Raw genomic sequence first — 13570 nt, forward strand, 5'->3', positions numbered from 1 at the left:
GCCCATTGGCCAGGATGGACGCCTGGGTGGCGAGGGAAGGACCTCAATGGCGACAGTGCGCAACGAAGCCGACGCACGGCGGCAGCTGCGGGCGGAGCACCAGCGAGAGAAGCAGGACGGGCACGACCCGCGGGAACACGCCTCGGGTGTCGCGCAGCCGCAGGGCGGGGGCACGGCCGCGCTGGTCGCCGACGGCTCCGACGTCCTGGAGCTGGACTACGCCGAGGTCGACGCGGCGAAGAAGGCCCTCGACGAGCGTCACCAGGAGCTGTCCGGCTACCTCGAAAGCGCCCGTGACCTCGGCACTCCGCTGGCCGACGGCAAGGGGCCGGTCTCCCACTGGATGCGCCGCTCGTTCGGCGTCCGCGGGGGCGCCGAGGCCGGTGGGGTGCAGGCCGCGCTGACGTCGTACCTCGGCGAGCTCGCCGCGCTCCGGCAGGCGCTTGACACCGTCGCCGCGACGCACCGCCGCAACGACGAGGAGGCCGCCGCGTCCCTCCGGGCGGGTGAGCGTGATGCCTGAGTTCCATTCCACGCACCACGAGCCCACGAAGCGCGAGAAGGCGAAAGCGCGGCGCGTCCGCCGGGAGAAGGCCGCGAACGACCGTGAAGACACGTTCGGGCGGATCAACTGGGAGAGCTACGACCACCGCGAGCTGTGGGACATGGTCCAGTCGGCCGACCCGCCCCGGCTGGGCGAGCAGGCCCACCGGTGGGCCGAGCTCGGCAAGGGTGTCGACACGGCCACCGGCGACGTCCACGCGCTGGTGCAGAAGCTGCTGCTGTCGTGGCGCGGCCCGTCGGCGGCACAGGCGGCGGACTCGGTGCACCGGCTGACCGGCTGGGCCAGCACCGCGAGCGAGAACGCCCGCCACATCGGCGACGGCCTCGACAGTTACACCTCGGCGATCGGCGAAGCCCGGCGGAAGATGCCGGAGCCGGTGCACTACTGGGCCGAGCGGTGGTTCCAGGAGGGATACGCCGTCAAGCGGCTCGACGGGCCCGAAGGCGCGTACATGCTGGACGACCTGCTCGACGACAAGCTGCCCACCAAGAAGCAGGCCGACCAGGCCAAGGCCGAGGCCGTGCGCGTGATGGAGCAGTACGAGGGCGCGAGCCACGACGTCCGTCACCGGCTGCCCCCGGCGTTCGACACCGCGCCGCAGGTCAGCGCGGGCTCCGACACCCCGCGGGTGCCCACACCGGTGACGGTGGCCCCGCCCGTCGACTCCCCCGAACCGGACCACGACCCCGGCCGCGTCCCGGACGACTCGACGTCGTCCGCGGCCGCCCTGCCGGGCGCGCTCACCGGCACCGTGGTGCCCGGCGGGCTCGACGGGGTGATCGGGCCGGGGGTGACGACCGGCGGCCAGACCAGCGGCGCGGGGTACGGAACCGGCTTCGGCCCGGGCTTCCCCGGGGTCCCGGCCGGTTCGGCTTCCGGCGGAGGCTTCGCCGAAGGCGGCCGGACGGGCCTGGGCCGCGGACCGGGCGCCGGCGTGTCCGGCTTCGGCCCGGGCGGGAACGGCGGCCGCGGCTCGGCGGGCGGGTACGGGATGTACCCGCCGGGCCAGGGCGCCCGGCGCGAGGACGACACCGAGCACCGCGACAAGTACGCCGACGGGTACGACCTGCTCGACGACCTCCCGCCCGCGTACCCGCCGGTGTTCGGCGAATGAGCGGGTTCCACGCCGACCCCGCCGCGCTCGACGTCCTCGCCCGGCGGCTGGAGGACGCCGCGGAGGAGCATCGCGCCGCGGCGGCCGAGGTCGACGCCGCGGGCCTGGACGATCCGGGCCCGGTATCGGCCGCGCTCACCGCGCTGATCGGCGAGTGGTCCGGCAGGATGCGTGCCGTGCAGACGGACTTCGGCATGGCGGCGGCGAGTGTCCGGGCCGCGGCGAAGGCCTACCGGTCCACGGACGCGGAAGCCGCCGGCGACCTGGGCCTGGCCGATGGCTGAGTTCCGCGGCCTCGGCTTCGACCCGGCGCCCGGCAGTCCCGACGCCGTCGCCGAAGCGGCCCGGCGGTGCACCGAAGCGGCGGGCCGGCTCGGCGAAGCCCCGTCCCCCGGCGAGATCCCGGAATGGGCGGGCCGGTCCGCCCAGGCGCTGGCCGACCGCGCCCGCCGAGCCGCGGCGGGCCTGTCCGCCGTGCCGGACGCGATGCGCACGGCGGCAACGGTTCTCGGCGACTGGGCCGGAACGCTGCTCGCCCACCGCCGCCAAGCCGAAGACCTGGACCGCCGGGCCGCGGCAGCGCGCCGAGCCGTCGTCGACGCCGAAGACGACGTCGAGCGGGCCGAGACGGAAGCCCAGTTTTCCCCGGCCGGCCAAGGAGAACTCACCGCCGCCCGCGCCCGGCTCGCCGCCCGGCGCGACGACCTCGAGCGTGTCCTCGCCGAAGCGCAGGACCTCGAACGCGCCCACACCACCGAAGCGGCCCGCGTCGCCGCCCGGCTGCGGGCCCTCGGCGACGGCGCACCGCTGCCGAGCGCACCGGATTTCCCTTCCCTCACCACACATCTGGAGTCGTTCGCGGCCGCCGGACGTGAGCTGGGGGTGACCGTCGCACGGACACCCGTCGCGCCGGTGACCCCGCCGCCGGGCGCCGTGGGCGCGTTCGCCGCCGCGCTGGGTGGCCGGTGAAACTGCCCGCCGTCCCGGGGATCACCCCGGTGAGCCTGGACTCGGTCGAGCGCACCACGGCCGAGCTGCACACGCTGATGGCGCGCCTGCGCGGGCCCGACGCCGCCCGCGACCTCGGGCTCGAAGCGGCCGCCGTCCAGTCCGCGGAGATCGCCCACGAGCAGCGCGCGGGCCTGCTCGCGCTGGTCGAGCACCGCGACGCGGACCCCGCGCTGCTGATCGCCGGAATGATCGCCGCGGACGGGCCGCTCGACGAAGCCGCCGCGGCGGACCTCGGCCGGTTCGTCGCCGACCGGAGCCCGGGCATCCGCGACGTGAGCAGCGCCCGCACCGGCCGCGGTTACCCGGTGACGATCGTCGAGCGCATCGGCCTGTCCGGCGCGCAGCTGCAGGCCGTGGTGCTCGACCCGGACCGCCCGCGCGCGGCGGTGTTCACCCTGCACTCCCCCGGCGGCCGGGGCTGGCTGGAGGTGGCGGGCCTGGCGGGCACGCTCGTCGCCGGCGTCGACCTCACGGCCGCAGCGCCCGCTCCCGGAACTCCCGCGGGGTCCGGCCGGTCGCCGCGCGGAACGTCCGCGAGAAGTGCGGGGCGCTCGTGAACCCGCAGTCCCGCGCGATCTCCGCGATCCCGCGCCCGGCCTTCGCGGGGTCGGCCAGGAGCACCTTCGCGCGTTCGATCCGGAGGCCCTTGAGCCGTTCCGAGACGCCTTGGCCGTCGTCGAACAGCTGGTACAGCCGCCTTCGTGAGATGTACAGCGCGTCGGCGATCCTGTCCGCTGTAAGCGACTGCTCGGACAGGTGCGCGCGCATGTACTCCAGTGCTTCGCGCCTTCGCGCCGCGAGTACGTCGACACGGTCGAGCTCGACGCGCAACGCGCTGCGCAGCACCAGTTCGGCCAGCCCGAGCAGGTGGTGGGCCAGGCCGTGCGGGTCGAGGCGCGGCCCGGCCGCGAGGACGTGCGCCACGGCGCCGGCGAACAGCGACCGCAGCGGCGCGTCGACCTCGACCGGCCGGAACATCAGCGGCCGCAGCTCGGTGAAGGAGATCGACAGCTTCGCCGCGGCGACGGTCAGCATCACCACGCCGGACGGCTGCAGGTGCAGGGTCGCGTCGGCGAACGTCAGCTTCGCGCCGGACTCGGCGACCGCGCGCGGCACCGGGCAGCGCAGCAGCAGCTGGATGCCCTCCGGAGCACCGGCGGCGCCGCCGAGGATCGCCGCGCGCGCCGCCGCCGCGCCCGAAGCGCGGACGACGAGGTACCCGCTCGCGGGTACCTCCACATGGTGCGGCTCGGCCATCGGCACCATCGTGCCCGACGGCGGCCGCCCACCACGGGAAGGGGGACCATGGCGCGCCGCACCGCGACGACGGCGGGAGTGATCCTGTCGCATCTGGAATTCGATCTCCTCTGGGAGGACCTGGGACCGGGCGGGCCGCCACCGCACCCGTTCGACGTCCCGGCGCACGGCGCCACCCACGCCGAGCGCGACGACCTGGGCGTCCGCGTGTTCGCGGGGCTGTCCGAAGCCGGGCTGACCGACGGCGACGACATCGACCCGGGGCTGGCGGACCTGTTCGGGCTGCTGGGGTCACCGGCGCTGAGCGTCGACGCGCTGGTGCTCGGCGAGGCGCCGTGGCGGCTGCTCGCCGCGGTGCGGGACACGGCCGGGGTGCTGGCCGTGCTGGACGAACGTGACCTGGTGCTGGAGCCGTTGCGCCCGGCCGACCTGGTGCCGGCGGTGACCCGCATGCTCGGCGACCAGCCCCCGGGCCCCGGCGACCAGCTCCGCCTCCCTCGCGCGGCCTACTCGGCGGCGACGGAGGCGTACGCCCGCAGCGGTTACGACGCGTTCGAGCGGGCCTTGGGCGCGGCCGGGATCACCGGCCGGGCCGTGCGGCCGCTCGCCACGCTGGTCACGGCCGAGCGCTACGCGGCGGGCCAGCTCGCCGCGACGGGTCCGGCGGGCCGCACCCCGGTCGTGGCCTGGTTCGACACGGCGGTGGGGCGGTACGCGGTGACCCCGGAGAACGTCGGCGGCGAGCCGTGGGTGACGCTCACTCCCGCGGACAGCGCGTGGGTCGCGGACCGGATCGGCCGTCTGGTCGACGACGTCCGGTGAGCGGACCGGTCAGGTCGCCCAGGTCACGGGGGTGAAGGAGTCGTCGGGCTCGCGTGACCGGATCGCGGGCTGCCGTCGGGGCCGGATCGCCGGTCCCGAGGCTTGAGCCGGGTCGGGCTGGTCCTGCTCGCGCGGCCGGATCTCGGGTCCCGAGGCTTGAGCCGGACCGGACTCGTCCTGCTCGCGCGGCCGGATCGCGGGCCCCGCCATCCCGCCGGGCTCCTCTTCCGGCAGCAGATCCCCGAGCAGCTCCCGCCCCTGTCGCAGCGCATCAACCGCGGCTTCCTCGGCCAGCCGTCGGATCACCCCGGCCAGCTCCCCGGGCGCCCGGTTCAGCGCCCACCGGTCGAACCGCAGGTCGACCAGCGCGCCGTGCAGATCGACCAGCACCGAAACCCCGTCCCCGGCCGCACCCGCGCGAATCGCCGCCAGCCGCGCCCCGTACCCCGGGTCCGGCGCCGCGAAGGCGTCGTCGGCCAGCTCCACCGCCGTCCGCTCGCCGTTCACTGCGCCCGCCAGCTTTCCGGCGTCGTCTCTTCCGCGGCTTCCCCCGGCGCGGGCAGGCCGAGGCCTTCGAGCCCGTCGTCGACGGTGTGCCACAGCGACGCGGTGGCGCGAGCCGACGCGGCCGCTGTCAGCAGCAGGATCCGGCGGGCGAGCTCGTCCGGCTCCAGCCGCAGCGCTGACGCCTCCAACGTCAGCTCCCGCAGCGCCCCACCGGGCGCGACCTCCACGGCGACCGTCCGGTCGGCGGCTTTTCCGGTGATCACGGGTGGACCCCTCCGTAGAACGTCGACGCCGAGAGCGTGTGCGTGTTCCGGCGGACGGCGTCCCCGGAGTTGCCCTCGATCATCGTGACCTGGTTCCCCTCGACCTTCTCGACGATGCCGATGTGCGTGCTCGTCGACGTGTTCTGCGGCCCGGTGCCGAAGATCAGCACGTCACCCGGGCGCGCCTGGTGCAGCGAGTTCTTGCCGTACGCGTGCCCGTTCTCCTGGCCCCAGTGGTAGACGTCGCCGCTGAACGGCAGGATCGGGATCTTCACCCCGGCCTTGCGCCACATCGCGGTGGCGAACGACGAGCACCACGCGGCGGTCGGGCCGTACGGGTTCCGGTTGCTGCCCGGCGGGTTCTCGCGGACGCCCAGCTGCGTGCGCGCGGCGTGGACGACGTCCTTCCCGCGCCCCGATGCTTTGCCGGGATGAGTCGACTTGCCGGGATGAGTCGCGTGCGCGGGCGCCGTCTTGTCGGCGACGCCGTCGTGGGTCAGGTCCTTCCGGAGCTCGTTCAGCTTCTTCGCCGCCGCCTTGAGCTCGGCGTCGACGTGCCGCAGTGTCGACGCGGACTGGCGCGTGTACTGCGGCGCCAGGTCCGCGGCGTGCCCGACGGCCCGCATGAGCGCGGCCTGCGTCCCGGTCGTCGCGCCGGCGTCGAGGATCTGCTTGGCCTTGGCGGTGTACTCGTCGACCAGCCGCTGCACGGCTGTGTGCCCGCTGTCCACAGTGGACGCCACGTGCGCGACGAGCTTCTCCGCCGCGGCTCCGGCAGCGCTGGTGACCTTCAGCTCCTTCGTGAGCTTCGCGCTGGTGTGCTCGAAGCCGTCGGCGCCGTGGCCCTGCCACTGGCCGAGCACCGTGGCGCTTTCCTTGTGGTAGGCGTCGTGCTGGGCGTCCAGCGCGCCCGCCACCTGGTGCAGGGCGAACTCGGCGCGGACGGCGTCTTCGGCCTTCCCGGCGAGCTTGTTGCGGTGCGCGATGAGGTCCTTGGCGAAGGAACGCGCGAGCGCGGCGGTGTCCATGTCAGTTCCGTCCGTTCAACGCGGCGGCGGTCGCCGTCTCGTGGTCGCGATAGGACTTCGCGGCCTTCTGCGCGGCCGTAGCGAGTCCGTCGGCGTGCGCGCCGACGCCCTTGACCTGCTTCTGCAGGGCCAGACCGAAGCCAGCGAGCGCGTCGGCGAACCCGGACTCCTTGCCGATCTTGCCGAAGCTCTCGTGACCGATCTCCCGCACGTCGCGCAGCTGCCCGGTCGTGGCGCCCAGCGTGTCGGCGACGTGCCGGGTCCGCTTCACATAGGAGTGCAGGACGGTGTCGTCCACGCGCAGCGGTTTGCCATGGGACGCGCCGGACTGGGCGTGCGGCTTGCCGTGGTGCTTCGTGACGACCTCCTGGGCGGCCTTGCGCGCGGCCGTGAGGTGGTCCTTGTAGGCGCCGTTGGTGTACGTCGACCAGGGCGTGAAGTCGTGCCCGTCGCTGGAGATGTCCTTCGCGACCCGGGCGTTGGTGTCCGGGTTGAACAGCGCGTCGTTCGACTTGAGGTGGTACTGGTGGCGCCGGTCCGGGCCGAGCGCGCCCAGCATGTTGATCTGCCACAGGCCGTAGGAGTTGTCCGGCGGCGTGGCGTTGTGCGCGGTCGTCCGGCCGCCGGACTCGGCCAGCGCGACCGCGACCGCGGTGGTCAGGCCCTGGCCGCGGAACCCGGCGTCGTAGGCGTGCCGGGCGATCTGCTCGGCGCTCAGCTTGGTCATGGGTTCGACCTTGACCGTCCGGGTACCCGCCGCGGTAGCCGCGCTGCACGCAGGGACAACCCCGCTGCACACGCGGCTCAACCTTCGGGGCCGGTCAGCCGTACTGATCCCGGGAGGACCCGCGACGAGGGGAAAGACGGATGCGCAGCACCGGGGTGGCGACCCTGCTGGGGTTGATGCTGGTCACGGCGGCGTGTTCGCCGCCGCGGACGACCACGCCGAGCCCGATCGCCGAGCCGGCGCCACTGACCAAGGCGACCACGCCGACCACGACGGCTCCCCCGCCCGCGCCACCCTGCGCCGTCATCACCGGCGCGTGCGTGAGCCTGACCCAGCGGCTCGCCTGGCTGCTGCGGGACGGCCAGGTCGTGCGCGGCCCGGTCCCCGCCGGCTTCGGCCCGCCCGACCAGGCGACCCCCGCGGGGTCGTTCCGCGTCGCGTGGAAGGACCGCGAGCACACCAGCAGCAGCTACGGCACGAACATGCCCTACTCTGTGTTCTTCGCGGCCGGCGGCATCGCCTTCCACGAGGGCCCGCTGGACACGCCGTCGCACGGCTGCGTCCACCTGAACGACGCCGACGCGGCCGCGTTCTTCGACGGGTTGAACGTCGGTGACGCGGTGCAGGTCGTATAAACTTCGCTGACCTTGACCACTTCCCTTTCCGACGTCGTCGCGCGGCTGCGTGCCGCCGGTTGTGTGTTCGCCGAGGACGAGGCCGAGCTCCTCGTCACCGCGGCCGCTTCCCCCGCCGAGCTCGAGTCGCTGGTCGAGCGCCGCGTCGCCGGCCTGCCGCTGGAGCAGCTGCTCGGCTGGGCGGAGTTCCACGGCTTGCGGATCACCGTGCGGCCCGGCGTGTTCGTGCCGCGGCGCCGGACGGAGTTCCTCGTCGACGTCGCCGTTTCGCTCGCCCCGCCGGACCCCGTCGTGCTGGATCTGTGCTGCGGTTCGGGCGCGCTCGGCGCCGCGTTCGCCGCGGTGCTGCGGCCGCGGGAGCTGCACGCCGCCGACGTCGAGCGCGCGGCCGTCGAATGCGCCCGCGTGAACCTTCCAGATTTCCACGTCCACCAGGGCGATCTCTACGACGCGCTGCCGTCGTCGCTGCGCGGCCGGGTCGACGTGCTGCTGGCCAACGTCCCGTATGTCCCGTCGGAGGCCGTCGCGACGATGCCGCCCGAGGCCCGGCTGCACGAACCCCGCGTCGCGCTGGACGGCGGCGCGGACGGTCTCGACCTCGCCCGTCGTGTCGCCGCGGGGGCGCCGGACTGGCTGGCCCCCGGCGGGACCGTGCTGGTCGAGGCGAGTGAGCGGCAGGCGCCGGTGCTGGCGGCGCTCTTCGCCGAGGCCGGCCTGGCGCCGCGGGTGCACGAGTCCGAGGAGCTGGGCGCCACCGTGGTCACCGGGTCTCACATCACCCATCCGAGATCTCACGTTTCGGCGCCGTGAGCGTCTACCAGGTGTGATCGTGAAACCGTTCGAGCAGATCGTGGCCGAGCACGGACCGATGGTCTTCCGGGTCTGCCGGGCCATGCTGGGCCCCGCAGACGCCGAAGACGCCTGGTCGGAGACCTTCTTGTCGGCGCTGAAGGCGTATCCCGAGCTGCCCGCGGACGCGAACGTCCAGGCGTGGCTCGTCACGATCGCGCACCGCAAGGCCATCGACGTCACGCGGGCGCACGCGCGCGCCCCGGTCCCGGTCGGCGAGGTCCCGGACCGCCCGGGCCGCGAGCCGACGTGGGACGGCGACCTGTGGGCGGCGCTGGCCCGGCTGCCCGACAAGCAGCGCGCCGCCGTCGCCTACCACTACCTGGGCGGGCTGCCGTACCGCGAAATCGCCGAGATCCTCGGCGGCACCACGGAGGCCGCCCGCCGCGCGGCCGCCGACGGCGTCAAGGCCCTGCGGGCCACCTATCCCGTGAACTTGGAAGGAGCGCACACATGACCGACATCTTCGCCTCGCTTCCGGTGGAGTACGAGCTCAACCCGAACCGCATGCACGAGCGCCTGACCGCGGCCGCCGAGCGCGAAGGCCTGCTCGACCTCGCCTACCGCACCCTGGACAGCCCGGTCGGCCCCCTGCTGCTGGCGGCGACCGAGCGCGGCCTGGTCAAGGTGGCGTTCGACCGCCAGGATCACGACGCGGTGCTGGCGGCGCTGGCCGAGAGCATCAGCCCCCGCATCCTCCGAGCCCCGGCCCGCCTTGACGCGGTGACCAGACAACTCGACGAGTACTTCACGGGCGGCCGCCAGTCGTTCAACGTCCCGCTCGACTTCCACCTGGCCCGCGGGTTCCGCCTCTCGGTCCTGGAGCACCTACCGGAGATCGCATACGGCCACACGGAGAGCTACGCCCAGGTAGCAGCGGCGGCGGGCAGCCCCAAGGCGGTCCGCGCAGTGGGCACGGCGTGCGCGCTCAACCCACTGCCGGTGGTGGTGCCCTGCCACCGAGTGGTCCGTTCCGACGGTTCGTACGGCCAGTACGCAGGCGGCGAAGAGGCCAAGCGAGTGCTCCTGACCTTGGAGGCGGCTTGAGCCGCTGCTAGGCGCCGGTCTTCAGCTACTCCACCTTCGGCCCGAGTCAGCGGGGTCGAAGGTGGAGGAGCGCTGTCCCGTCTCTCTCACTCTCTCCCCCCCCGGCGGGGGGCGGCGACTGACTAGGCGTCGCCGTGTCCTCAGCACGCCCCGCCGGGCCCGGCGACGCCACCCCCCCTCCGCAGCACGCGCATCCCCGCCCCCCACAGCACACTCGTCCTCACCACCGCTCCGCAGCGCACTCATCGTCGCCCCCCAACAGCACACCCCCTCCTCACCACCACCCTCCGCAGCACTCACCCTCGCGGCCGCCGCCACAACAGCCACCTGGCCAGGACAGCCGCATCCAGCAGATCCGCCCGCCTTGCCCACCGGCACCGAACCACTCGCCCGGCCGCCCCACCTGGCACCGGGACCGCTCGTCCATCCACCGGCAACGCCCGGCACGGGTCCCCTCGCGCCCCGGCTGCCTCGCCCTGCCGAGCCGCCGCTCCCCCGTTCTCACCCCGCGTCCACACCAGAACCAAATCGCCCTCCCCACCGATCTCACGTTTCCCCCACCCGGCGCGTCTACCAGGTATGAGCACATTCGAGAAGCGGGTCGCGGCGGCCGACTGGAACACCGTGGCCGCCGAAGTCGACGACTACGGCTGCGCCTTGCTGCCGCAGCTCCTGACCCCGGCCGAGTGCGCCGAGCTCGTCGCGATGTGGGACGAGCCGGAGCACTTCCGCGCCACGGTGAACCTGCGGCGCCACCGCTTCGGCGACAACGGCGACTACCACTACTTCGCGGCACCGTTCCCGGAGCCGGTGCAGCGTCTCCGCCAGGCGCTCTACCCCCGGCTGCTGCCGATCGCCCAGGACTGGCACACCCGCCTCGGTCGCGACGCGGAATGGCCGTCCACCTTGGACGAATGGCTGGACATCTGCCACGCCGCCGGCCAGCGGCGGCCGACACCGATCCTGCTGCGCTACGAAACGGGCGGCTGGAACGCCCTGCACCGCGACCTGTACGGCGACAAGGTCTTCCCGCTCCAGGTCGTCATCAACCTCAACAACCCGGGCACCGACCACACCGGAGGCGAGTTCCTGCTGGTCGAGCAACGACCACGCGCTCAGTCACGCGGCACCGCGACACTCATCCCCCAGGGTCACGGCCTCGTGTTCACCACCCGCGACCGTCCGGTCCGCTCAGCCCGCGGCTGGTCGGCATCTCCGGTACGCCACGGCGTCTCAGCAGTCCGTTCAGGCCGACGGCACACACTCGGCCTCGTCTTCCACGACGCGACATGACCGACGCAGAACTCGAGGCACTGGTCGGCCTCATTGGCTCGGCCCGCCACATCGTCCTCGGCACCGCGGCTGATCCAATGTCCCGGGCCGACGGAGCACGCATCGCCGAGGCCTGGGGCGGGCTCGTCCTGGCCACGGTGACGTGGCCGGAGACGGCGGCGTCCTGGCTTCGCCAAGCCCGCCGGTTCGCAGCACCGGAACCAGACATCTGGGTGGTCAGCGCAACCCCGGCCGGCTGGGCCGGGATGGCACAGCGGTTGCGGATGTCGACGTCCTGGAGTCCACATCGGACGGTCGCCACCGCAACATTGGCAGAATTTCGCATGCCCGGCGTACGCGGCGCACGGGCTGACGGCACCACTTGGGAGGACTGATGAAACACACGATCGTCGACTCACCGATCGGCCCTCTGACCCTCGTCGGAGACGGCGAGGTTGTCACCGGCCTGTACTTCCCGCACCACTGGACGCGCCCCGATCGGTCGACGTTCGGCGAGCAGGACGACACGGCCTTCCCGGAAGCGGTCCACCAGCTGAAGGAGTACTTCGCCGGCCAGCGCACCGAGTTCGACATCGGCACGCGCGCCGACGGCCCCGCCTTCGACCGCGCAGTGTGGGCCGAGATCGCGAAGATCCCCTACGGCCACACCGCCACGTACGGCGAACTCGCGAAGGTCGCGGGCGGCCTGCCGCACGAAGTCGGCGCGGCGGTGGGCCGCAACCCGCTGAGCATCCTCGTGGCGTGCCACCGCGTCGTCGGCAAGAACGGAAAGCTGACCGGCTACGCAGGCGGCCTGAAGCGCAAGGAGTTCCTCCTGGAACTGGAACGCCCACCGGCGTCGGAGCGTGGCCAGCTCTGGTGAGCTAGACGTGGCTCAGCAGCATCGTCGCACCAAGGCCGGTCATGGTCACGGCGATGAGGACGTCCAGGACACGCCACGCCACCGGCTTGGCAAACACCCCGGCCAACCGCTTCGCGCCAAAGCCCAGCGCACTGAACCACACGGCACTGGCAATGCCGGCTCCGACACCGAAGACCCACCGCCCATCGCCGTGAGCGACGGCGATCGAGCCGAGCAGCAGCACGGTGTCGAGGTAGACGTGCGGGTTGAGCCAGGTAAAGGCAACACAGGCAAGCACCGCCTTCCGCAGCGGCGTGCGTTCCTCACCCACGGTCATCACCGAAGGCCGGAACGCCTGCCGCGCGGCCAGGGCCCCATAGGCAAGGAGGAACAGCCCACCCCCGACAGCGATGACCCCGATGGCGGTCGGCCACCGGCCCAGGACGGCCCCGATCCCACTGACCCCCAGCCCGATCAGCACCAGATCGGACACGGCGCAGATGACCACCAGCGGCGTCACGGCTCCCCCACGCAGACCCTGCTGCAGCAAGAAGGCGTTCTGAGAACCGATGGCAACGATGAGCGAGAGGCCGGTTCCGAACCCGGCGACGAGCAAAGGGAGCACGCCACCACGGTATGACCGTCCGGCTGCATTACTCCAGCTAAAGATTCTTACGTAACATTAGCGCTCATGATGTCGGACCTCCCCCTGGACCAGGTCAGAACGCTCCTGGCCGTAGTGGACGAGCAAAGCTTCGACGCGGCGGCGTCGGTCCTGCACGTCACGCCGTCCGCGGTCAGCCAGCGAGTAAAAGCCCTGGAGCAGCGCACCGGCCGAGTCCTCCTGCTCCGAACCAAGCCAGTACGCCTGACCGAATCCGGCAAGGTGGTAGTCCGCTACGCGCGGTCCCTGACCCAACTGGAACAAGACGCGCTGTCCGAGCTGGGCCTGGGCTCGTCAGCCGTCCGCACGCTCACTATCGCGGTAAACGCCGACTCCTTGGCAACGTGGTTCCTCCCGGCCCTCTCACAAGTCCCGGAGTCCTTGTCCCTCAGCTACGACCTGCAACGCGAGGACCAGGACCACACAGCAACCCTCCTACGCGAAGGCCTGGTGATGGCCGCAGTAACGGCGGCTCCCCAGCCAGTGCAAGGCTGCACCTCCCACCGCCTTGGCCGCATGCGCTACCGGGCAATGGCGTCACCAGCATTCGTCAAGCGCTGGCTCTCATCAGCCCCGCTCCCATCCGCCCTCCCCACCGCACCGGTGATCGTGTTCGACCGCAAGGACGACCTCCAGGACCGCTTCCTCCGAGCCCTGACCCGCCGCCGAAACTTCACCCTGGTCCGCCACTACGTCCCAGCCTCAGAGTCCTTCACCGACGCCGTAACAGCCGGCCTAGGCTGGGGAATGGTCCCAGAAATCCAGGCGGCCTCCCGCGGAGACGCCCTGGTCGATCTGGCACCGGACCGTCCCTTGGACGTCCCCCTGCACTGGCAGCAGTGGAAGCTGGACTCCCCAGCCCTGGCAGCAGTGGCCCAGGCAGTAACGCAAGGCGCAAAGACCGCACTCCGCTGAACAGCCACAACTCAGCCTCGGCTACGGGTGCG

20 protein-coding genes are annotated in these 13570 nt (G+C 72.7%); 14 read left to right on the forward strand and 6 right to left on the reverse strand.

Annotated features, from left to right (window positions below; genetic code table 11):
* The first annotated feature begins 46 nt into the window (after window positions 1-46).
* From ACZ63E_RS37635 to ACZ63E_RS37655, 5 genes are read left to right on the forward strand one after another with little or no spacing between them, the layout of a single operon-like run.
* The gene (locus ACZ63E_RS37635; RefSeq protein ID WP_465341096.1) at window positions 47-523 is read left to right on the forward strand and encodes a hypothetical protein; all 477 of its coding nucleotides are present in this window, start codon (window positions 47-49) and stop codon (window positions 521-523) included.
* Window positions 516-1679 carry a PPE domain-containing protein gene (locus ACZ63E_RS37640; protein WP_465341098.1) on the forward strand — a complete coding sequence of 388 codons (1164 nt, stop codon included), beginning with the start codon at window positions 516-518 and terminating at the stop codon, window positions 1677-1679. Before ACZ63E_RS37635 ends, ACZ63E_RS37640 begins: the two co-directional genes overlap by 8 nt.
* Window positions 1676-1963 (forward strand): hypothetical protein, encoded by a 288-nt coding sequence (locus ACZ63E_RS37645; RefSeq protein WP_465341100.1) that lies wholly within the window; start codon window positions 1676-1678, stop codon window positions 1961-1963. The genes ACZ63E_RS37640 and ACZ63E_RS37645 overlap by 4 nt, the downstream gene beginning before the upstream one ends.
* A complete protein-coding gene (locus ACZ63E_RS37650) occupies window positions 1956-2648 on the forward strand; it encodes a hypothetical protein (protein ID WP_465341101.1) in 693 nt (230 codons plus the stop codon). The genes ACZ63E_RS37645 and ACZ63E_RS37650 overlap by 8 nt, the downstream gene beginning before the upstream one ends.
* Window positions 2645-3247 carry a hypothetical protein gene (locus ACZ63E_RS37655; protein ID WP_465341102.1) on the forward strand — a complete coding sequence of 201 codons (603 nt, stop codon included), beginning with the start codon at window positions 2645-2647 and terminating at the stop codon, window positions 3245-3247. The genes ACZ63E_RS37650 and ACZ63E_RS37655 overlap by 4 nt, the downstream gene beginning before the upstream one ends.
* Here ACZ63E_RS37655 and ACZ63E_RS37660 read toward each other — a convergent pair.
* Window positions 3159-3947: a helix-turn-helix transcriptional regulator gene (locus tag ACZ63E_RS37660; RefSeq protein WP_465341103.1), complete on the reverse strand. Its 789-nt coding sequence runs from the start codon at window positions 3945-3947 to the stop codon at window positions 3159-3161. The two genes, ACZ63E_RS37655 and ACZ63E_RS37660, sit on opposite strands and share 89 nt — an antisense overlap.
* 48 nt (window positions 3948-3995) lie before the next feature.
* Between ACZ63E_RS37660 and ACZ63E_RS37665 the strand changes: the two genes are divergently transcribed.
* Window positions 3996-4769, forward strand: a complete 774-nt coding sequence (locus ACZ63E_RS37665; RefSeq protein ID WP_465341105.1) for an ESX secretion-associated protein EspG — start codon at window positions 3996-3998, stop codon at window positions 4767-4769.
* Window positions 4770-4778: 9 nt separating this feature from the next.
* Here the strand turns inward: ACZ63E_RS37665 and ACZ63E_RS37670 are convergent, their stop codons facing one another.
* Genes ACZ63E_RS37670 through ACZ63E_RS37685 form a run of 4 tightly spaced genes read right to left on the reverse strand, consistent with a single transcriptional unit; the run spans window position 4779 to window position 7294 of the window.
* On the reverse strand, window positions 4779-5276 hold the full coding sequence (locus ACZ63E_RS37670; RefSeq protein ID WP_465341106.1) for a hypothetical protein: 498 nt from the start codon (window positions 5274-5276) through the stop codon (window positions 4779-4781).
* Window positions 5273-5539, reverse strand: coding sequence for a YbaB/EbfC family DNA-binding protein (locus ACZ63E_RS37675; protein WP_465313931.1), 267 nt, complete (start codon window positions 5537-5539; stop codon window positions 5273-5275). The genes ACZ63E_RS37670 and ACZ63E_RS37675 overlap by 4 nt, the downstream gene beginning before the upstream one ends.
* Window positions 5536-6567 carry a CHAP domain-containing protein gene (locus ACZ63E_RS37680; protein ID WP_465341108.1) on the reverse strand — a complete coding sequence of 344 codons (1032 nt, stop codon included), beginning with the start codon at window positions 6565-6567 and terminating at the stop codon, window positions 5536-5538. Before ACZ63E_RS37680 ends, ACZ63E_RS37675 begins: the two co-directional genes overlap by 4 nt.
* A 1-nt stretch (window position 6568) precedes the next feature.
* Complete coding sequence (locus tag ACZ63E_RS37685) at window positions 6569-7294, reverse strand: transglycosylase SLT domain-containing protein (protein WP_465341109.1); 726 nt, start codon at window positions 7292-7294, stop codon at window positions 6569-6571.
* A 140-nt stretch (window positions 7295-7434) separates the two neighbouring features.
* Between ACZ63E_RS37685 and ACZ63E_RS37690 the strand changes: the two genes are divergently transcribed.
* The 7 genes from ACZ63E_RS37690 (at window position 7435) to ACZ63E_RS37720 (ending at window position 11980) form a co-directional block, all read left to right on the forward strand.
* The gene (locus ACZ63E_RS37690; RefSeq protein ID WP_465341111.1) at window positions 7435-7929 is read left to right on the forward strand and encodes a L,D-transpeptidase; all 495 of its coding nucleotides are present in this window, start codon (window positions 7435-7437) and stop codon (window positions 7927-7929) included.
* A 12-nt stretch (window positions 7930-7941) separates the two neighbouring features.
* On the forward strand, window positions 7942-8739 hold the full coding sequence (locus ACZ63E_RS37695; protein WP_465341112.1) for a putative protein N(5)-glutamine methyltransferase: 798 nt from the start codon (window positions 7942-7944) through the stop codon (window positions 8737-8739).
* 13 nt (window positions 8740-8752) lie between these two features.
* Complete coding sequence (locus ACZ63E_RS37700; RefSeq protein WP_465341114.1) at window positions 8753-9235, forward strand: RNA polymerase sigma factor; 483 nt, start codon at window positions 8753-8755, stop codon at window positions 9233-9235.
* The gene (locus ACZ63E_RS37705; RefSeq protein ID WP_465341115.1) at window positions 9232-9825 is read left to right on the forward strand and encodes a methylated-DNA--[protein]-cysteine S-methyltransferase; all 594 of its coding nucleotides are present in this window, start codon (window positions 9232-9234) and stop codon (window positions 9823-9825) included. The genes ACZ63E_RS37700 and ACZ63E_RS37705 overlap by 4 nt, the downstream gene beginning before the upstream one ends.
* A 579-nt stretch (window positions 9826-10404) precedes the next feature.
* On the forward strand, window positions 10405-11118 hold the full coding sequence (locus ACZ63E_RS37710) for a 2OG-Fe(II) oxygenase (RefSeq protein WP_465341116.1): 714 nt from the start codon (window positions 10405-10407) through the stop codon (window positions 11116-11118).
* Complete coding sequence (locus ACZ63E_RS37715; protein WP_465341117.1) at window positions 11115-11492, forward strand: hypothetical protein; 378 nt, start codon at window positions 11115-11117, stop codon at window positions 11490-11492. The genes ACZ63E_RS37710 and ACZ63E_RS37715 overlap by 4 nt, the downstream gene beginning before the upstream one ends.
* Window positions 11492-11980 carry a methylated-DNA--[protein]-cysteine S-methyltransferase gene (locus tag ACZ63E_RS37720; protein WP_465341118.1) on the forward strand — a complete coding sequence of 163 codons (489 nt, stop codon included), beginning with the start codon at window positions 11492-11494 and terminating at the stop codon, window positions 11978-11980. Before ACZ63E_RS37715 ends, ACZ63E_RS37720 begins: the two co-directional genes overlap by 1 nt.
* A 1-nt stretch (window position 11981) precedes the next feature.
* Here the strand turns inward: ACZ63E_RS37720 and ACZ63E_RS37725 are convergent, their stop codons facing one another.
* Complete coding sequence (locus ACZ63E_RS37725) at window positions 11982-12584, reverse strand: LysE/ArgO family amino acid transporter (RefSeq protein ID WP_465341119.1); 603 nt, start codon at window positions 12582-12584, stop codon at window positions 11982-11984.
* 66 nt (window positions 12585-12650) lie between these two features.
* On the opposite strand from ACZ63E_RS37725, the gene ACZ63E_RS37730 reads away from it, so the two are divergent.
* Entirely contained in the window at window positions 12651-13538 is an 888-nt protein-coding gene (locus tag ACZ63E_RS37730; protein ID WP_465341120.1) for a LysR family transcriptional regulator ArgP, read from the forward strand.
* Window positions 13539-13570: the final 32 nt, after the last annotated feature.

It is taken from the genome of Amycolatopsis sp. NPDC104819, assembly GCF_055583145.1.